Source organism: Phenylobacterium sp. GW821-FHT12F10 (assembly GCF_058806695.1).
Genome location: NZ_JBXAPY010000001.1, coordinates 1,649,563 through 1,668,551 on the forward strand (window position 1 = coordinate 1,649,563; position 18,989 = coordinate 1,668,551).

The following is an 18,989-nucleotide window of genomic DNA, read 5'->3' on the forward strand; positions in this document are numbered from 1 at the left end:
AAAGCGCCGCCGCAGAATCAAAGTTCATGATGGTAAGGAGGGTAACTTCGGGGCTCCACCGGGGTGGGCCGAAATCGCTAGCCGCGCCAAATCGAAATTCGATGGGGCGCGTATCCCATGAATAGGTGAGATTGGCAAGGATTCATTGGCGCGATGGCCAAGCGTCGGCGCGAAATTCTGCGTCGCGCGGTCTCAATCCTCACATCTTCAGCGGCGAAACATAGCCGGTGAGCTCGAGATAACCCCGGGCGCCGGGCGCTCGAACCGCGCCCTCCCAGTAGACGGGGCCGCCGGTTCGGCGGCTGTCCAGCTCCTGGTCGTCGAACAGCGGGGTCAGCCGCCAGCGCCGCTCGCCGGCCGGCGTTCGCACCACCAGCTCCCGCTGCACGGGATAGCGGCCGCCGGTGCGCGGCGATCGCCAGACTCGCTCCGTGGTGAAGCTGACGTCCCCAGGCCCCAGATGCGCCGTCGCTCCGCCTGCGGACCGCAGGGAGCCCCCGGCCCAAACCGTCTCGCCCGCGGCGTCGCGGACCCGGAACGCGGTCAGGGCGCCGCCGTCGTCGAGGTTGAGCCCCACCCAGTCCCAGCCCACCGCCGTGGGGTCCAGCAGGGTGGAGGACCATTCGTGGTCGAGCCAGGCCTCGCCGGTCACCTTCACCCGCTTGCCGCCCTGGATGACGCTGCCCGACACCCTCAGGTGCGGCAGGCTGTAATAGTGGCTGGCCTGGGAGGGCAGGGGCCCCTTGCGGCTGAACCCGCGGTCGCCCTGCAGCAGGACCGGCTGGCTGGGGGTGAAGGCGAGGTCCAGGGTGAAGTCGTCGGCCTTGGCCCGGGCCTGGAAGCGATTGTCCGACCCCCGCCCCAGCCGCCAGTCGTCGATGACGATGTCGGCGTCGCCGACCTTGGCCTGCGCCAGGCCCAATCCCGCCCGCGCCATCCGCCCGTCGTGCAGCAGCCGGCCGAGCTTGGGGTCCGACAGACCGGCATGGGCGAAGAGGATCTGCTTGGGCGCGAAGGCGCTGGGATTGCGCTGGTCCACCGACAGGCGGCTGCGGAAGAAGGTGACCTGGAACCCCAGGTCGCGGCCATCCTGGGTCTTCAGCCAGCCGGTGACGTACCACCACTCGGTCCGGTAGTCGGGATGGGCGCCGTGGTCGGCCGGGAAGCGCAGCGCCTGGTCGGGACGGACGGGCGGGAACACCGGCATCACCGGGGCGTCCGGCGCCGCGGCCACGAGCAGGGCCGCCAGCAGGGCAAGGCCCGCTTGCCTGAGACGTCGGGCCATCACCAGTCCTCCCGCACGGCGCGCACAGCATCGCCCGACAGGGCGCGGCGCCCGGCCAGGACCGCCGTGCCGGCGCCGGCCGCCACCAGGGCGACCGCGAGGCTTGCGAACAGGCCAAGCGGCAAGCGGGTCTCCATCGTCCAGTGGAAGGACTGCGGATTGACCACGTGGATCAGCACCTGGCTCATGGCCAGGCCGAGACCCAGGCCGGCGATCACCCCTACCGCTCCCAGCAGCGCGCCCTCGGCCGCCAGCATGGCCATCACCTGGCGGCGCAGGACGCCGACGTGGCGCAGCATGCCGAACTCCTTGGTGCGCGCCAGGGTCTGGGCCGAGAAGGTGGCCGCCACCCCGGCCAGGCCGACAAGGATGGCGATGGCCTCCAGGGCGTAGGTCAAGGCGAAGCTGGAATCGAACAGCCGCAGGGCGAGCGCCCGCATCTGCCGGGTCTCGAAGAACTGCACCTGGGCGGCGAGCGGCGGGGGCAGCAGGGCGCGCAGGGTCCCGGTCGCCTGGGCCGGGGTGACACCGGGCGAGAGGTCGAGGGAGGCCTCGGTGCGCAGGTCGTCCCCGGTCAGCCGGGTGTAGTCGGCGCCGTCCATGGCGATGGCGCCGGCCTGGCGAGCGTAGTCGCGCCAGATGCCCCCCACGAAGACCTTGGAGCTTCCCCCCCCAAGCGGCAGGACCATGCGGTCGCCGACCTTGCGGCCATAGAGCCGGGCGGCGGGTTCGGAGAGCCAGACCGGCGTCACCCCCGCCGGCGCCTGGGCCACGGCGCCGATCATCGGCAGCTTGTCTGCGGGCCGCCGCCGATCCACCGGTCGCACCAGCAGGATCAGGGGCGGCATGTCCGGAGACAGGCGCACCGGCAGGGTCTTCTGGAACAGGGCCGTCTCCACCCCCGGCGCGGCGGCGAGCTTGGCCCGCAGATCCGGATCGAAGCCGCCGCTCTCCACCCGGAACAGCAGGTCCGAGGGCAGGATGTCGTTGAGCCAGTCATCCACCGAGCCGCGCAGGCTGGCCACCATCACCGCCATGGCCACCATCAGGCTGGTGCTGGCCACGATGCCGCACAGGGCCACGGCGGCCTGGGCCGGCGCGCCCCAGAGCCGCTGGATCGCCAGGTCGAGGACCAGGACCCGCCGCGCCGGACCACGCAGGGGCGAGAGCAACACGCGCGCAAGCCACGGCATGGCCGCCACGCCGCCGGCCAACATCAGGCCGATGGAGAGATAGCCGAACAGGGGCAGGCCGCCGATCGCCGGCAGGAAGGCCGCCAGGGTCCCGGCCGCCAGCAGGCCGACACCCCACCAGGCCGCGGGCCGGGCGTCGGGATCGTTGCGGTCGCCGATGTCCTTCAGCGCTATGCCCGGCTGGGCGCGGGCCGCCTCCATCGCCGGCAGCAGGCTGCCGATCAGGGCCGCGGCCAGGCCAAGCATGAAGAAGATCAGGGCGGGCAGGGGGGTGATCACCAAATCCGGCGTCGTCCCGCGGAAATAGCCCCCGCCCAGGTCGCCTCCGAGGAATTTCAGCGTGCCGACCGCCACCCCAAGGCCGAGGGCCAGGCCGAGCACGGCTCCGACCCCGCCCACCAGGGCCCCCTCGACGAAGACCTGGGCCAGCAGGCCGCGGCGCTCCAGGCCCAGGACCCGCAGCAGGGCGAATTGCGGACGGCGGCGGGCCACCGACAGCGACTGGGCCGAATAGACCAGGAATCCTCCCGTCAGCAGGGCCATCAGGGCCAACATCTCCAGATTGACCCGATAGGCCTTGGTGAGGTTGTCGCCGCGACGGGCCTCGGACTGGGCGGTGACGATCTGGGCGTCGGCCGGCAGGCGCGCGCGCAGGGCGGCCTGCACCGTCTGGGGGTCAGCGCCGGGGGCGAATTTCAGGTCGATACGCTGCAGGCGACCGAGGCTACCGAACAGCCACTGGGCCGCGGCGATGTCGATCACCGCGATCTGCTGCTCGGAGGACGCCTGGGACAGGACCCCGGCCACGCCGAAGGTCACCGTCCGGCCCGCCGCGGTGAGGGTGACGGTCTCACCCACCTTGCGCCCGCTCGCGGCCAGGGCGGCCGGCGACAGGGCGATGGCGCGGGGATCGAAGACGCCCTCGGGCACGAAACCGCTCGCGCCTTCGGCCGCCTGGACCGCGCCGCGGCCCAGCAGGGTCGGGGTGACGGCGGCGGCCCGCAGGGGGTCGATCCCCAGCAGGGTCAGGCCACCGGCCTCAAGGGACTGCGAGGGCCCCGCGCCGAAGCGGGCGTGCAGTTCCACGACCGGACTGGCCGCGGCGATCCCCGGCGCCCGGGCCAGGATGGGATAGAGACCCTCGTCGAAACCCAGGGGGGTCGTGGCGTGGACCTGAAGGTCGGCGTCGGCGTTGACGGTCCGCACCGCCTGGGCCAGTTCGTTCTGGGCCGAGCCGTTGATCAGGTGGACCGCGAAGCCCAGGGCCACCCCGATGGCGATGGCGAGCGCGGCCGTGACCACGCGGCCGGGATGGGCGCGCCACTCCCCCACCATCATCCAGGCCAGGGCCGTGCGGCTGAGGGGCCGGCGTTCAGCCGTCATGGCGCGCGACCAGACCCTCGCGGGTCAGGGTCAGGCCCCGGTCGGCCACCGCCGCGGCCCGCTCGGAATGGGTGACCAGGATGGCCGCCGCGCCAAAGCTGCGCACCTGGGCGACGAAGAGGTCGAGGATGCGCGCGGCGGTCTCGGGGTCGAGATTGCCGGTCGGCTCGTCGGCCAGGACCAGGGCGGGGCGGTGGACCAGCGCACGGGCCAGAGCCACCCGCTGCAGTTCGCCGCCGGAGAGCTGGGCGGGACGATCGTTGGCGCGTCCGGTCAGGCCGATGGCGTCCAGGAGCGCGGTCGCCCGCCGGGTCGCCTCTCCGGCCTCCACGGACTGCAGAACCAGAGGCAGGGCGACGTTCTGGGCCAGGGTCAGGTGGGGCAGGATGTGGAAGGCCTGGAAGACGAAGCCGATCCGGTCGCGCCGCAGGCGTGTGCGGCCGTCGTCGTCGAGGCTTTGCAGCGCCGTCCCGTCTATGGCCACCTGGCCGCTGTCGGCCTGGTCCAGGCCGGCGATCAGGTTGAGCAGGGTCGACTTGCCCACGCCGGACTCGCCCATGATGGCGACGATCTCGCCGGGGGCGACCTGGAGGTCCAGCCCCTCGAACAGGATGCGGCCGCCGGGGACCGACTTGCGCAGGGCGGTCAGGGACAGGACCGGGGACGAAGCACTCATGGCGCGCAAACTATCCCGAGCCGGGCGGGGCGCGCGCGGCCTTTCTGGCGACTTGACGCTATCTCGCGCGACGCGACACTAAGGCGATGTCGGACACCGCTCCCTCTCGCCTCGGCGCGATCATCCTGACCGGGGGCGCCTCGCGCCGGATGGGAACCGACAAGGCGCTTCAGCCGTGGGGCCGTGTCCGCGCCATCGACCGGGTCGTGGCCCTGGCGCGCAGCGCGGGCGCGGTCCGGATCGTGACGGCCGGGGAGGGGGACTTCGGCCTGCCCCGCGCCCCGGACCCCGCGCCCTTCAGCGGCCCGGTGGCCGGCGTCCTGGCCGGGCTGGCCCTGCTGGGCGAGGGGCTGGAGCGGATCCTGGTCCTCGCGGTGGACGCCCCGACCTTGACCGCCGAGGACCTGGCGCAGCTTCTGGCCGCCCCCGGGCCCGGGGCGGCCTTCGCGGGCTTCCCGGTGCCCATGGCCATCGATCCCGCCGCGGTCCCCGCCGACATCGGCCAGGACTGGCCGCTGCGGCGGCTTGTCGAACGCGCGGCCCTGGCCCAACTCGCCGTGGCCGCCGACGCCGCCGACCGAATCCGCGGCGCCAACACGCCGGCGGAGCGCGCGCGGCTGTTGAAGGCCGCGGGACTGGGTTGAACGCCTAAACCATAGGCGATGAGCGCCCATAAAATAGGCGACTTGCGCGTGTCATGCCCCGTCGACACAGGCTAAGGCTTGCCGCCGCCCACCCCCAGCTAGAAGCGGCCCATGCGCGTCCTCGTCATTGATCCCGATCCAGCCCGCGCCGCGCTGGTGGCCGAGGGCCTGCAGGGCGTCGATCCCCTGGAGGTCCGGCAGGCGGCGGTCTTCGACGCCGAGGCCCTGGCCGGATTCTCCCCCGACATCATCGTCATCGCCTGCGACAGCGCCGACCGCGATATCCTGGAGAGCCTGCGCGAGGCGGGCGAGACCAATCCCCGCCCCGTGGTGATGTTCGCCGACCGGTCCGAGCCCGGCCTGGCCGAGCAGGCGATCCGCGCTGGGGTGGCGGCCTATATCGTCGATGGTCTGGCGCCGGGGCGGGTGCGCTCGATCCTGGAAGTGGCCATGACCCGCTTTTCCCTGATGCAGCAACTCCGCGGCGACCTGGCCAAGGCCAAGGCCAATCTGGAGTCGCGCAAGGTGGTGGACCGCGCCAAGGGCCTGCTGATGAAGGAGCGCGGCCTGGACGAGGACGGCGCCTACAAGCTGCTGCGCAAGCTCGCCATGGACAAGGGTCGCCCGATCGGCGCGGTGGCCGCCGACCTGCTGGCCTTCGCGGGCGTGCTGAAGGGAGACGCTTCGTGACCGCCCTGACCCTGGGGTTCATCCCCCTGACCGATTGCGCGCCGCTGATCGTGGCCCAGGACCGGGGCCTGTTCGCCGCCGAGGGCCTGGACGTCGCCCTCAGCCGGGAGGCCTCCTGGGCCACCATCCGCGACAAGGTGGCGGTGGGCGCCCTCGACGGCGCGCACATGCTGGCGCCCATGGCCCTGGCCGCCACCGCCGGCATCGGTGAGCCGGCCGCGCCCATGCTGGCGCCCCTGGCCCTGGCGGTGAACGGGGCCGGCGTCACCCTCTCCAACCGCCTGATCCACGCCCTGCCCACCGGCGCCGAGACGCCGCAGGAGACCGCGGCGGCCCTGGCCGGCTTCATCGCCCAGCGCCGCGCCGCCGGTGAGCCGCCGCTCACCTTCGCCGTCGTCTTCCCCTTCTCGATGCACATGTACGCCCTGCGCTACTGGCTGGCCTCGGCCGGCGTCGATCCTGACCGGGACGTCCGCCTGGTGGTGGTGCCGCCGCCGCGCATGGTGGAGCAACTGCGCACCGGCCAGGTGGACGGCATCTGTGTCGGCGCGCCCTGGAACACGGTGGCCAGCCGCGGCGGCCTGGGGCGGGTGGTGCTGCGCACCTCGCAGTTCTGGCCCGCCGGCCCCGACAAGGTGCTGGGGGTGACGGCGGAATTCGCCCGGCGCGAGCCGCAACAACTCCAGGCCCTGCTGCGCGCCCTGGTCCGGGCCCAGGCCTGGTGCGACGCCCCGGAGAATCACCGCGATCTCGCCGACCTGCTGGGCCGCCCTGAACATGTGGGCGCCGACGCCGACGCCATCGCGCCCGCCATCGCCGACGAACTCGTTTTCCACCGCGACGGCGCCAGCGTGCCGCGCCTGGAGCACGCCCGCTGGTTCCTGGACCAGATGCGCCGGTGGAACCAGATCGGCCCGGAAGTGGACGCCGCCAGCCTGGCCACGGCGGTCTATCGGCCGGACCTGGCGCTGGAGGCGTTACGGGACACCGGACTCGGGACGCCGATCTTGCCGGCGCCTGGACCATTGTTCGACGGCAAGGTCGCGGCGTCCGCCTAGTTTTTCACCAGGCGCCTTTTTGGGGCGCCTTGAAATTGAGCGGGCAGGGCGAACTTCCCCGCGACCCCCTCGCCACGCCTGACAGCGGCCATGTTGCAGTGCGTCATGAGCCCAGGCCCACGGACAACGAGGTTCGCGGCTGATCGAGAAGACCGCTCGGATGCGGTCACCCCAACGGCGCCGTCGCCGCTCTCGTTCACCCGAGGTTTGTCCATGTTGAGCCGCTCCTTCCTCAAGTCGGGCCACACGCCGACTCTGTTCGCCGCCTTCCTCTATTTCGACTTCAGCTTCATGGTCTGGGTGCTCCTGGGCCCGCTCGGGGTGGCGATCGCCAAGGAATTCCACCTCGATCCCGCCCAGAAGGGTCTGATGGTCGCCGTGCCGGTGCTGTCGGGCGCCCTGCTGCGCCTAGTGGCTGGGGTCATGGTCGACCGCATCGGCCCCAAGCGTACCGGCCTCATCGGGCAGGCCGTCGTCCTCACCGGCCTGGCCACCGCCTGGCTGCTGGGGGTCCATAACTATCACCAGGTCCTGGCCCTGGGCGTCCTGCTGGGCGTCGCCGGCGCCTCCTTCGCCGTGGCCCTTCCGCTGGCCTCGCGCTGGTACCCCCAGGAACACCAGGGGTTGGCGCTTGGCATCGCCGGGGCCGGTAATTCGGGCACCGCCCTGGCCGCCCTGTTCGCGCCCCTGCTGGCCAAGTCCTTCGGCTGGACCAATGTCATCGGCCTGGCCATGCTGCCGCTGCTGGTGGCCTTCGTGGTCTACCTGCTGTTCGCCAAGGACGCCCCGGAGCAACCGGCGCCCAAGCGGCTTGGCGAGTACCTTGAGGTGCTCAAGGTTCCCGACGCCTGGTGGCTGATGCTGCTCTACAGCGTCACCTTCGGCGGCTTCGTGGGCCTGTCGTCCTCCCTGACCATCTACTTCAACTCCGAATATGGCCTCGACCCGGTGATCGCCGGCTTCTTCACCGCGGGCTGCGTCTTCGCCGGGTCCTTCGTGCGTCCCGTCGGCGGGGCCCTGGCCGACCGCTTCGGCGGGGTCCGGACCTTGATCGTGGTGCTGGGTCTCGCCGCTGTTGGCCTGGCGACCGCCAGCTTCCAGATGCCCAGCGCCTGGATGGCCCTGGCGGTGCTGCTCCTGAGCATGGCCGCCCTCGGCGCCGGCAACGGCGCGGTCTTCCAGCTCGCCCCCCAGCGGTTCCGCAAGGAGATCGGGGTGATGACCGGGTTCATCGGCATGACCGGCGGGATCGGCGGCTTCTATCTCGCCTCGACCCTTGGCCTGGCCAAGAAGCTCACCGGCTCCTACCAGCTGGGTTTCCTGGGCTTCGCGGCCCTGGCGCTCTTCGCCCTGGTGGCCCTGACGAGCCTGAAGAACCACTGGCGCGCGGTCTGGCCGACCCTGGCGCCCGCCGACTCCATGCCGGTCCGGGTCTGAGGGGCATGACCATGCAAGCGTCCAAGCAACGACTCGTCGTCATCGGCAACGGCATGGCCGGCTGCCGGGTGGTGGAAGATATCCTCAAGCGCGACCCCGACCGCTACGAGATCACCATCCTCGGGGCCGAGCCGCGGGTGAACTACAACCGCATCATGCTCTCGCCGGTCCTGGCCGGGGAGAAGGCCTTCGAGGACATCGTCATCAATGACGAGGCCTGGTACCGCGACAACGCCATCACCCTGCACGCCGGACGGACCGTCACCGGCGTCGACCGGGCGACGAAGACCGTCACGGCCGAGGGCGGCCTCGTCGTTCCCTATGACCGCCTGATCCTCGCCAGCGGTTCGGACCCGGTGCGTCTGCCGCTGCCGGGCGCCGACCTGAAGGGCGTGGTCACCTTCCGCGACCTCGACGACGTCGACCAGATGGTGGCCGCCGCCGACGCCGGTGGCGCGGCCGTGGTGATCGGCGGCGGTCTGCTGGGCCTGGAGGCCGCCTACGGCCTGGCCAAGCGCGGCATGAAGGCCACCGTCGTCCACCTGATGGACGTGCTGATGGAGCGCCAGCTCGACAGCGCCGCGGGCTTCCTGCTCACCGAGGCCCTGGCCCAGCGCGGGGTGGAGACCGTGCTCTCGGCCCAGTCCGAGGCGATTCTGGGCGAGGACGGCAAGGTCAGCGGCCTGAAGCTCGCCGACGGCCGGATCCTGCCCTGCTCGATCCTGGTGATGGCCGTGGGCATCCGACCCAATACGACGCTCGCCAAGGCGGCGGGCCTGGCGGTGGGCCGCGGCGTGGTGGTCGACGACCAGATGCGCACCGACGATCCCGACATCTATGCGGTGGGGGAATGCGCCGAACACCGGGGCGTCGCCTATGGCCTGGTGGCCCCCATCTGGGACATGTGCAGGACCCTGGCCGCCGCCCTGACCGGCGATGAGGCCAGCGCCTATGGCGGCTCCATGCTCTCGACCCGGCTGAAGGTCTCCGGCGTGGACGTCTTCTCGGCCGGCGCTTTCGCCGGCGGCGAGGCCTGCGAGGACATCGTGTTCCGCGACGCCGGGCGTGGAGTCTACAAGCGGGTGGTGCTGGAGAACGGCAAGGTCGCCGGGGCCGTCCTGTTCGGCGACGCCACGGACGGCGGCTGGTACTTCGACCTGATGCGCCAAGGCGCCGATGTCACCGGCATCCGCGAGACCCTGATCTTCGGTCAGGCCATCACGGAGGGCCTGTCGGGCCTGGACCCTAGTTCGGCCGTTGCGGCCATGTCCGACGACCAGGAGGTCTGCGGCTGCAACGGCGTGTGCAAGGGCCAGATCACCGGCGCCATCACGGGGCAGGGGCTCTCGACTCTCGACGCGGTCCGCGCGGTCACCAAGGCCTCAGCCTCCTGCGGATCCTGCACGCCGCTGGTGGAGAAGCTGCTGAAGCTGACCCTGGGCGACGGCTTCCAGGTCCAGACCGGCCCGGCCCCGATGTGCAAGTGCACGGGCCACACCCACGACGTGGTGCGCCGGGCCATCCTCGAGGGTGAGCTCAAGTCGATGCCGGCCATCCACCAGGCCCTGGAATGGAGCACCCCCGATGGCTGCGCCTCGTGCCGCCCGGCGCTGAACTACTACCTGCTCTGCGCCTGGCCGGGAGCCTATCAGGACGACAAGCAGTCGCGGTTCATCAACGAACGGGTCCACGCCAACATCCAGAAGGACGGCACCTATTCCGTCGTGCCGCGCATGTGGGGCGGCATGACCTCGCCGGCCGAACTCCGCGCCATCGCTGACGTCGCCGACAAGTTCTCGATCCCCGCGGTCAAGGTCACCGGCGGCCAGAGGATCGATCTGCTGGGGGTCAAGAAGGACGACCTGCCGGCCGTCTGGGCCGACCTCAACGCCGCGGGCATGGTCTCCGGCCACGCCTACGCCAAGGGCCTGCGCACGGTGAAGACCTGCGTCGGTTCCGACTGGTGCCGGTTCGGGACCCAGGATTCCACAGGCCTGGGCATCCGGCTGGAGAAGTTCATGTGGGGGTCCTGGACCCCGGCCAAGGTCAAGCTGGCGGTCTCCGGCTGCCCCCGCAACTGCGCCGAGGCCACCTGCAAGGACGTCGGGGTGGTCTGCGTCGACTCCGGCTTCGAAATCCATGTCGGCGGCGCGGCAGGCCTGCACATCCGCGGCACGGAGATCCTCACCAAGGTCGCCACCGAGGACGAGGCCGTCTGGACCATCTGCGCCCTGGTCCAGCTCTATCGGGAGCAAGGCTGGTACCTGGAGCGCATCTACAAGTGGATGGACCGTGTCGGCCTGGACGCCATCAAGGCGGCCCTGGCCGATCCGGACGACCGCCGGGCGCTCTACGACCGCTTCGCCTATTCGCAGCGCTTCGCTCGCATGGACCCCTGGGCCGAACGGGTGGCGGGCCGGCACACCGATGAGTTCACCCCCCTCAGCCGCCGCCTGGAGTTCGAACCCGCATGAACGCCATCGTCAGAGAACCCGTCTGGATCGATGTCGGCGCCGTCACCGACATTCCCCGTCGCGGGGCGCGCCGCCTGCCCAGTCCCCGGGGCGACGTCGCCATCTTCCGCACCGGCGACGGCGCGGTCTTCGCCCTGATGGACGCCTGCCCGCACAAGGGCGGCCCGCTGAGCCAGGGCATCGTCCACGGTCAGTCGGTGACCTGCCCCCTGCACGGCCGGGTCATCGACCTGGCGACCGGGGAGGGGGTCGGCGCCGACAAGGGCGGCGGCTGCGCGCCGGTCGTGCCCCTGGAGGTGCGCGACGGCCGCCTGCTGCTGCGCCTCGACAGGATCTAGCCGTGGCCGACGGCGCCCTGACCCCGGCGACCGCCACCACCTGCCCCTATTGCGGGGTCGGGTGCGGCGTCGAGGCGCGCGCCGAGGGCCGGAGCCTGGCGGTGAGCGGCGACCTGCGCCACCCGGCCAACGCGGGACGTCTCTGTTCCAAGGGCTCGGCCCTGGGGGCCACGGTGGGCCTGGAGGGCCGGCTGCTCACCCCGATGATCGGCGAGCGCGAGGCCAGCTGGAGCGAGGCCACGGCCCTGGTGGCGCGGCGCTTTAGCCAGACCATCGCCCGGCACGGCCCGGACTCCGTGGCCTTCTATGTCTCCGGCCAGCTGCTGACCGAGGACTATTACGCCGCCAACAAGCTGATGAAGGGCTTCATCGGCTCAGGCAATATCGACACCAATTCTAGGCTTTGCATGGCCTCGGCGGTGGCGGCCCACAAGCAGGCCTTCGGGGCCGACCTGGTGCCCGGCTGCTATGAGGATCTGGATCTCGCCGACCTGGTGGTGTTCAGCGGCCACAACGCCGCCTGGACCCATCCGGTGCTGTTCCGGCGCATGGAGGCCGCGCGGGGCAGGGGACAGCGGCATGTCGTCATCGACCCTCGCCGCACCGACACCGCCGAGGTGGCCGACCTGCACCTGGCCCTGGCGCCGCAGACGGACGTGCGGCTGTGGAACGGGCTGCTGGCCGACCTGATCCGCCGTGGCGCGATCGACCGGGCCTATATCGCCGAGCATGTGAACGGCTTTTCCGCCGTGGAGGCGGCGCTCTCCGAGGCTGACCAGTCGCCCGGCGCCGTGGCCGCCGATTGCGGCCTGGCGCTCGGCGACCTGGAATCCTTCTTCCGGATGTTCGCGCAGACCCAGAAGACCGTCAGCCTGTTCTCCATGGGCGCCAACCAGTCGGCCCAGGGGGTCGCCAAGGGCCTGGCCATCCTCAACGCCCACCTGGCGACGGGGCGGATCGGCAAGCCCGGCGCCTGCCCCTTCTCCATCACCGGCCAGCCCAACGCCATGGGCGGGCGCGAGACCGGCGGCATGGCCAATACGCTCGCCGGCCACATGGACTTCGCCCCCGCCGACGTCGCCCGCGTGGCCCGCTTCTGGGGCGCGCCCGAAACCGCCGCCAAGCCGGGTCTCAAGGCCGTCGACATGTTCGAGGCGGTGCGTGACGGGCGCATCAAGGCGATCTGGATCATGGCCACCAACCCGGCGGTCAGCATGCCCGACGCCACCCGCGTGCGCGAGGCCCTGGCTGAGTGCCCCTTCGTGGCGATCTCCGACTGCATGGCCGACACCGACACCATGGCCTTCGCCCATGTGAAGCTGCCAGCCCTGGCCTGGGGCGAGAAGGACGGCACGGTCACCAATTCCGAACGCCGCATCTCCCGTCAGCGCGCCCTGTTCCCGCCGCCCGGCCAGGCGCGCGCCGACTGGCGGATCATCGCCGGCGTCGCCGGGGCGATGGGGTTCGGCGACGCCTTCTCCTGGACCAGCCAGGCCAGCGTGTTCCGCGAATGGGCGCGCCTCACCGCCTTCGAGAACACCGGCCGCCTTCTCAATCTCTCGGGGCTCATCAGCCTGACCCCGGACACTTACGAGACTCTGCGGCCGGTCCAGTGGCCGGTCGCCCACGATGGTTCGGGAACGCCGCGCCTGTTCACCGACGGGCGCTTCCAGACCCCCGACGCGCGGGCCAACATGATCCCGGTCCAGCCCAGCGGGCCGGCGACAGCCTGTGATCCGGCCTATCCGCTCTCCCTCAACACCGGCCGAATCCGCGACCAGTGGCACACCCTGACCCGCACCGGCCTGGCGCCCGACCTGTGGCGCCATGCGCCCGAGCCCTTCCTCGAGATCCACCCCGAGGACGCCGCCGCCGTCGGCGTGGGGCAGGGGGCGCTGACCCGCATCCAGACGGCGCGCGGCGAGGCCGTGGCCATCGCCCGCCTCACCGACCGCCAGCGGCGGGGCGGAGTCTTCATGCCCATGCACTGGACGGACGCCTACGCCCCGTCCGGCCGCTCCAATGCCCTGATCGCCCCCAATATCGACCCCACCTCCGGCCAGCCGGAGTTCAAGCACACGCCGGCCCGCGTGCGGGCCTATCGCGAGACCTGGAAGGGCTTCCTGATCTCCCGCCAGGCCTTCGCGGCCCCCGAAGGCGCCGACCTCATCTGGCGGCGCATCCCGCAGACCGCCTGCACCCTGCACGAGTTCGCCGGCCGCGGTGACGAGGAGGAGCGCGAGCTCCTTCGCCGCGCCCTGGGCGAACCTGCCGGCGAACTGCTGACCTACGGCGACCCCGCCACCGGCGCGCGCCGCGAGGCTTGGATCGCCGAGGGTCGCCTGGAGCGGGTGCTGTTCATCGCTACCGGCGGCGCCCTGCCGCCCCGCGACTGGCTGGCGGAGCTGTTCGAGCCCGCGATCCTGCCGCCGGAGGCCCGCGCCACCCTGCTGTTCGGCCGTCCCCCCGGTCCCGTGATCGACAAGGGCCCGATGGTCTGCGCCTGCCTCAAGGTCGCCGCCCGCGCCATCGACCAGGCCGCCCAGGCGGGCGCCGCCACCGTCGAGGCCGTCGGCGCGGCCACCGGGGCCGGGACCAATTGCGGGTCCTGCCGGCCGGAGATCGCCCGCCGCCTCGCCGCCTTCACCCCCGTTCGGGAGACCCAGGATGCCGCATGACATGGGATATGACATGGGAGAGGTTCTGCTGGTGGGCGCGGGTCCGGGCCCCGTCGACCTGATGACGGTCCGCGCCCTGCGCGCCGTGGAGAGCGCCCAGGCCCTGCTCTATGACGCCCTGGTGGGGGAGGAGATCCTCGACCTGGCGCCCCAGGGCTGCCTGCGCATCCAGACCGGCAAGCGCGCCGGACGAACCAGCATGAAGCAGGAGACCATCAACCGCTTGATGCTGCGCCTGGCCCGCCGGGGCCTGCGCGTGGTGCGGCTCAAGGGCGGCGACCCGTCGATCTTCGGCCGAGTGGGGGAGGAGCGCGCCTTCCTGCAGGGCCACGGCGTGCCGGTCCAGATCGTCCCCGGCGTCACCGCCGCCTGCGCCGCGGCGGCCCAGTTCGGATTCCCCCTGACCCATCGTGGCCAGGCGCGCCGCGTGGTGTTCACGACCGCCAGGCTCGAGGCCGGCACGCTGGCCGTGGACTGGCGCGCCGCCGCCGATCCGGAGGCGACGCTGGCCATCTATATGGGCGGCGGCGCGGCCCAGGCCCTGAGCGAGGCCCTGATCGCCGCCGGTCGCGCGCCATCGACCCCGGTCCTGGCGGTGGAGAGCGCCGGCGGCCCGCAGGCGCGCCTCGCCAGCGGCCGGCTGGACGGCCTCGGGGGCCTGTGCGCGCCAGTCCATGGCGGGCCGATGCTGATCGTGGTGGGGGAGGTGGCCGCCCTGGCCGAAGGCGCCCTCGACACGCTGGTCCTGGACGGCTCAAGCTTGGAGCGACGCACCGCCTGAGTCCTGGAGCCCGCATGGACATCGCCGCCTATGTCGACCGCTGGCGGACCTCGCCCTTCGGGCGCTTGACCGGCGCGCCCTGGACGGTGACCCAGGCGGCGGAGGCCCACGTCGCCGCGGCCATCGCCGGCCTGGCGGCTCCCTATGTGGTTAACGGCGAGGTGGCGATCCACGCCTCGGCCACCGTCGAGGCCGGCGCGGTCGTCAAGGGCCCAGCCATCATCGGTCCGCGCTGCTTCGTGGCCGCCGGCGCCTATTTGCGCGGCGGGACCTTCCTGGACGAGGACTGCATCGTGGGGCCGGGCGCGGAGCTGAAGACCAGCTTGATGTTCAAGGGCGCCAAGCTGGCGCACCTGAACTTCGTCGGCGACTCCATCCTGGGGGCCGGGGTCAACATCGAGGCCGGCGCCATCGTCGCCAACTACCGCAACGAGCTGGAGGACAAGGCCATCCGGATCGCCGTGGCGGGCCAGGTGTTCGAGACCGGCGTCGACAAGTTCGGCGCGCTGCTGGGGGACGGCGCGCGGGTCGGCGCCAATGCGGTGATCGCGCCCGGCGCGGTGATCGCCCGGAACGCCCGCGTGCCCAGGCTGTCCCTGGTGGACCAGTATCCGCGCTGAGGGACCGCGTGGCCCAGGGGAGCCATGGACCGCCATATCCATTATTCGCCTAAGGAATATTATCGGAAATTGAAAGATGGCGTTGCGGCATGCCGTTGGGTGACCTTTGACGGCCCCAGGCCCGCTGCCTAGGCTTCCCAGCCGCACAGAAGACCAGGAGTTCCGCCGTGAGCCAATTGCCCAAGGCCTGCATCATCGGCGCCGGTTGTTCCGGATTCACGACCGCCAAGCGGTTGAAGGATTTCGGGATTCCCTACGACTGCTTCGAGGTCTCCGACGATATCGGTGGCAACTGGTACTTCAAGAATCCGAACGGCATGTCGGCCTGTTACGAGAGCCTGCACATCGACACCTCGAAATGGCGCCTGGCCTTCGAGGATTTCCCGGTCCCGGCCGACTGGCCCGATTTCCCGCACCACGCCCAGCTGCTGCAGTACTTCAAGGACTATGTCGAACACTTCGGTCTGCGCGAAACCATCACCTTCAACACGGGTGTCGAAAAGGCCCGCCGCACGCCCGACGGACTCTGGTCGGTGACGCTTTCCACTGGGGAAACAAGAACCTACGACGTCCTCTTCGTCTGCAATGGCCACCACTGGAGCCCACGCGTCCCGGAATATCCGGGCGAGTTCGACGGCCCGGCCTTCCACAGCCACGCCTATTCCGACCCCTTCGATCCGGTCGACATGCGCGGCAAGAACGTGGTGGTGGTGGGCATGGGCAACTCCGCCATGGACATCGCCTCGGAGCTCGCCCAGCGCCCGATCGCCAAGAACCTCTGGGTCTCGGCCCGCCGGGGCGTCTGGGTGCTGCCGAAATACATGAACGGCAAGCCGGCGGACAAGTCGGCCATGCCGTCCTGGATGCCCCGCAAGCTGGGCCTGGCCATGGCCCGCAGGGTGATCAAGAAAACCCTTGGAAACATGGAGGATTATGGCCTTCCCAAGCCCGACCATGAACCCCTGGAGGCCCATCCGTCGGTGAGCGGCGAGTTCCTCACCCGCGCCGGCTGCGGCGACATCAAGTTCAAGCCGGCCATCAAGGCCCTGGAGGGCAGGCGCGTCCGCTTCGCCGACGACAGCGTGGAAGACGTCGACGCGATCGTCTTCGCCACCGGCTATGACATGCGCTTCCCGTTCTTCGACGATCCGGAGCTGGTCCCGGACGCCGATCACCGCCTGCCCCTGTTCAAGCGGATGATGAAGCCCGGCGTGCCGAACCTGTTCTACATGGCCCTCGCCCAGCCCCTGCCGACCCTGGTGAATTTCGCCGAGCAGCAGACCAAGCTGGCCGCGGCCTTTCTGGCCGGCCGCTACCTGCCGCCCTCGCCCGCCGAGATGGAGAAGGTCATCGCCAAGGACGAGCAGACCCATCTGGGCCAGTACTACCAGTCCAAGCGCCACACGATTCAGGTCGATTTCGGGACCTATGTCGACGACCTGCACAAGGAGATCGCCCGCGGCGAGAAGCGCGCCCGGGCGGCGGGAAACCCCCTTCCCGTTCCGGCCCGCGCAGGCCTGACGCCCGCTTAGTCCGGCAGGGCCAGATCCCCGGCGGCGATGGCCTGCAGGGTCTCGACGAAGAACAGCGGCTCCAGGGCGGTGATCCGGGCCTCCAGGCTGTCGACGGTCTCCCCCGGGTTCAGGGCCAGGTCTCGGCGCGCCAGGATCGGGCCGCGGTCGTATTCCTCGTCCACCAGATGGATGGTGACGCCGCTGGCCGGGACGCCGGCGGCGATCACCGCCTCATGCACGCGGCGGCCATACATCCCCTCTCCGCCGAACTCGGGGAGGCGGCCGGGGTGGATGTTGAGGATGCGGTTTCGGAAACGGGCCAGGGTCGCCGGTCCCAGCTTGCGCAGATAGCCCGACAGCACGATCAGCTCGACCCCGGCGGCGGCCATGGCGTCGCGCAGGGCGAGGTCGGCGGCCTCGGGATCCTTCTCCGTCGGCAGGCAGAGGCTCTCGATCCCGTGGGCCTGGGCGAACGCGAGGGCCGCGGACTTGCGGTTGTTGCTCACCACCAGCCGCGCCTCGGCAGGCAGGGCCCCCGCCGCGATCGCCGCCACCACGGCCCGCATGGAGGAGCCATTGCGGGAGGCGAGAAAACCCAGCTTAAGAGGCGGTATCATCAAAGGAACCTGCCGCCCACTTCATGTTCGAACCGCAGGCCGTCATAGGCCGGCTCGACCCCATCGGGCAGCTGCGCCTTGAGGTCTTCGTAGTCCAGGTCGATATGCATGTTGGTGAGGATGGCGCGGCGGGGCCGCAGGCGCTCGATCCAGTGCAGGGTGCGCTCGACGTGGGCGTGGGTCGGGTGCGGCCGCCAGCGCAGGGCGTCGACGATCCAGACGTCGAGGTCGCTCAGGGCCTCGAAGGCCGCGTCGTCCAGGTCCACCACGTCGCTGGAATAGGCCACGCCGCCGAACCGGTAGCCCACCGAGCGGACCAGGCCATGGTCCTGATCGAAGGTGACCACGGGGATCACGCCCGAGGGGCCGTCCACGTGCCAGGGTTCGCCGTGCGGCGGGATCGGCCGCAGGTCGGCGATGGGGGGATAGCCCCCCTCCCCCTCGAAGATGTAGCCGAACCGGCGGCGGGCCGAGAGGGCTGTGGCCGCGTCGCTGTGGCAGGGAATCCGCGTCCTCTGGCCAATGGCGAAGGCGCGGATGTCGTCGATGCCGTGGATCTGGTCGGCGTGGTCATGGGTCAGCAGCACGGCGTCCAGCCGCCGCGCACCGGCGTCGGAGGTCTGGCCCACCAGGTCGGGCGAGGTGTCGACGATCACCGTGGTGGAGCTCTCAGGATCCTCCCCTGGACGGCGCACCAGCAGGGAGCAGCGGCGGCGGCGGTTCTTCGGATTGGCGGGATCGCAGGCGCCCCAGTCGCCGTCGGCCCGCGGCACGCCGCCGGAGGAGCCGCAGCCCAGGATGGTGAACTCCAGCACGCCGCTCACGGGTGGGGAATCCGGTCGAACAGAGCGAAGAAGGCGGCCTCGGTCCTCGCCTCGGCCTCGTCCCGCGACCAGCCGCGGATCTCCGCCAGCTTGACCAGGACATCGGGCAGATAGGCCGGCTCGTTGCGGCGTCCGCGATGGGGAACCGGCGCCAGATAGGGGCAGTCGGTCTCCACGATGATCCGGTCGGCCGGCATGTCGCGCACCACGGACCGCACGTCCTCGGCCGCCTTGAAGGTGGCGATGCCGGAGACCGAGAACCAGGCGCCCAGGGCCGCGGCCCGGGCCGCGAGCTCCGCGCCTGAGGTGTAGCAGTGCATCAGGATGCGGAAGGCCCCCTTGGCGTGCTCCTCCTCCAGCATGTCCCCCATCACCTGATCGGCCTCGCGGGTGTGGACCACCAGCGGCAGGCCGGTCTCGCGCGCGGCGACGATATGCTGCCGGAAGACGGCCGCCTGGAGGTCGCGGGGGCTGAGGTCGTAGTGGAAATCCAGTCCCGTCTCGCCAATCCCCACCACCCGCGGATCGGCGGCGAAGTCGATCAGAGCCCGGGCCGTCAGGTCGGTATGATCCTTGGCCTCGTGGGGATGGGCGCCCACCGTGCACCAGATGTCGGGCTGGTCGGCCAGGGCCCGGACCGCGGGGAAGTTCGGGATCTTGTCGCAGATGTTGACCATCAGCCCGACGCCGGCGGCCCGGGCCCGGGCGATCACCGCCTCGCGGTCCTCGTCGAATTGCGGGGCGTGCAGGTTGACGTGACTATCGATCAGCATGACG

At 71.1% G+C, this 18,989-nt stretch carries 16 protein-coding genes; 10 read left to right on the forward strand and 6 right to left on the reverse strand.

The features are described 5' to 3' along the window. Positions 1-199 precede the first annotated feature (199 nt). Genes AC1RN5_RS08280 through AC1RN5_RS08290 form a run of 3 tightly spaced genes read right to left on the reverse strand, consistent with a single transcriptional unit; the run spans position 200 to position 4,537 of the window. Complete coding sequence (locus AC1RN5_RS08280; protein ID WP_493040726.1) at positions 200-1,285, reverse strand: lipocalin-like domain-containing protein; 1,086 nt, start codon at positions 1,283-1,285, stop codon at positions 200-202. Then, the gene (locus AC1RN5_RS08285; RefSeq protein WP_493040727.1) at positions 1,285-3,861 is read right to left on the reverse strand and encodes an FtsX-like permease family protein; all 2,577 of its coding nucleotides are present in this window, start codon (positions 3,859-3,861) and stop codon (positions 1,285-1,287) included. Before AC1RN5_RS08285 ends, AC1RN5_RS08280 begins: the two co-directional genes overlap by 1 nt. Further along, on the reverse strand, positions 3,851-4,537 hold the full coding sequence (locus tag AC1RN5_RS08290) for an ABC transporter ATP-binding protein (protein ID WP_493040728.1): 687 nt from the start codon (positions 4,535-4,537) through the stop codon (positions 3,851-3,853). The genes AC1RN5_RS08285 and AC1RN5_RS08290 overlap by 11 nt, the downstream gene beginning before the upstream one ends. An 86-nt stretch (positions 4,538-4,623) precedes the next feature. Here AC1RN5_RS08290 and mobA point away from each other — a divergent pair, with 86 nt between their 5' ends. The 10 genes from mobA (at position 4,624) to AC1RN5_RS08340 (ending at position 16,789) form a co-directional block, all read left to right on the forward strand. Next, positions 4,624-5,181 (forward strand): molybdenum cofactor guanylyltransferase, encoded by a 558-nt coding sequence (gene mobA, locus AC1RN5_RS08295; protein WP_493040729.1) that lies wholly within the window; start codon positions 4,624-4,626, stop codon positions 5,179-5,181. 111 nt (positions 5,182-5,292) lie between these two features. Further along, positions 5,293-5,871, forward strand: a complete 579-nt coding sequence (locus AC1RN5_RS08300) for an ANTAR domain-containing response regulator (RefSeq protein ID WP_493040730.1) — start codon at positions 5,293-5,295, stop codon at positions 5,869-5,871. Then, the gene (locus AC1RN5_RS08305) at positions 5,868-6,929 is read left to right on the forward strand and encodes a CmpA/NrtA family ABC transporter substrate-binding protein (protein WP_493040731.1); all 1,062 of its coding nucleotides are present in this window, start codon (positions 5,868-5,870) and stop codon (positions 6,927-6,929) included. Before AC1RN5_RS08300 ends, AC1RN5_RS08305 begins: the two co-directional genes overlap by 4 nt. A 213-nt stretch (positions 6,930-7,142) precedes the next feature. Further along, positions 7,143-8,366, forward strand: a complete 1,224-nt coding sequence (locus tag AC1RN5_RS08310) for a nitrate/nitrite transporter (RefSeq protein WP_493040732.1) — start codon at positions 7,143-7,145, stop codon at positions 8,364-8,366. A gap of 5 nt (positions 8,367-8,371) precedes the next feature. Then, positions 8,372-10,840, forward strand: coding sequence for a nitrite reductase large subunit NirB (gene nirB, locus AC1RN5_RS08315; protein ID WP_493040733.1), 2,469 nt, complete (start codon positions 8,372-8,374; stop codon positions 10,838-10,840). Next, positions 10,837-11,178, forward strand: coding sequence for a nitrite reductase (NAD(P)H) small subunit (locus tag AC1RN5_RS08320; RefSeq protein WP_304696921.1), 342 nt, complete (start codon positions 10,837-10,839; stop codon positions 11,176-11,178). The genes nirB and AC1RN5_RS08320 overlap by 4 nt, the downstream gene beginning before the upstream one ends. 2 nt (positions 11,179-11,180) lie before the next feature. After that, positions 11,181-13,856: a nitrate reductase gene (locus tag AC1RN5_RS08325; protein WP_493040734.1), complete on the forward strand. Its 2,676-nt coding sequence runs from the start codon at positions 11,181-11,183 to the stop codon at positions 13,854-13,856. A 13-nt stretch (positions 13,857-13,869) separates the two neighbouring features. Continuing rightward, positions 13,870-14,637, forward strand: a complete 768-nt coding sequence (gene cobA, locus AC1RN5_RS08330) for a uroporphyrinogen-III C-methyltransferase (RefSeq protein ID WP_493040735.1) — start codon at positions 13,870-13,872, stop codon at positions 14,635-14,637. A gap of 14 nt (positions 14,638-14,651) precedes the next feature. Further along, complete coding sequence (locus AC1RN5_RS08335; RefSeq protein WP_493040736.1) at positions 14,652-15,257, forward strand: LbetaH domain-containing protein; 606 nt, start codon at positions 14,652-14,654, stop codon at positions 15,255-15,257. 167 nt (positions 15,258-15,424) lie between these two features. Continuing rightward, positions 15,425-16,789 carry a flavin-containing monooxygenase gene (locus AC1RN5_RS08340; RefSeq protein WP_493040737.1) on the forward strand — a complete coding sequence of 455 codons (1,365 nt, stop codon included), beginning with the start codon at positions 15,425-15,427 and terminating at the stop codon, positions 16,787-16,789. Here the strand turns inward: AC1RN5_RS08340 and AC1RN5_RS08345 are convergent. From AC1RN5_RS08345 to AC1RN5_RS08355, 3 genes are read right to left on the reverse strand one after another with little or no spacing between them, the layout of a single operon-like run. Next, complete coding sequence (locus AC1RN5_RS08345) at positions 16,786-17,388, reverse strand: formyltransferase family protein (protein WP_493040738.1); 603 nt, start codon at positions 17,386-17,388, stop codon at positions 16,786-16,788. The genes AC1RN5_RS08340 and AC1RN5_RS08345 overlap by 4 nt on opposite strands. Further along, entirely contained in the window at positions 17,388-18,212 is an 825-nt protein-coding gene (locus tag AC1RN5_RS08350; RefSeq protein WP_493040739.1) for an MBL fold metallo-hydrolase, read from the reverse strand. Before AC1RN5_RS08350 ends, AC1RN5_RS08345 begins: the two co-directional genes overlap by 1 nt. Next, a complete protein-coding gene (locus AC1RN5_RS08355; protein WP_493040740.1) occupies positions 18,209-18,985 on the reverse strand; it encodes a TatD family hydrolase in 777 nt (258 codons plus the stop codon). The genes AC1RN5_RS08350 and AC1RN5_RS08355 overlap by 4 nt, the downstream gene beginning before the upstream one ends. Between the last annotated feature and the right edge of the window lie 4 nt (positions 18,986-18,989).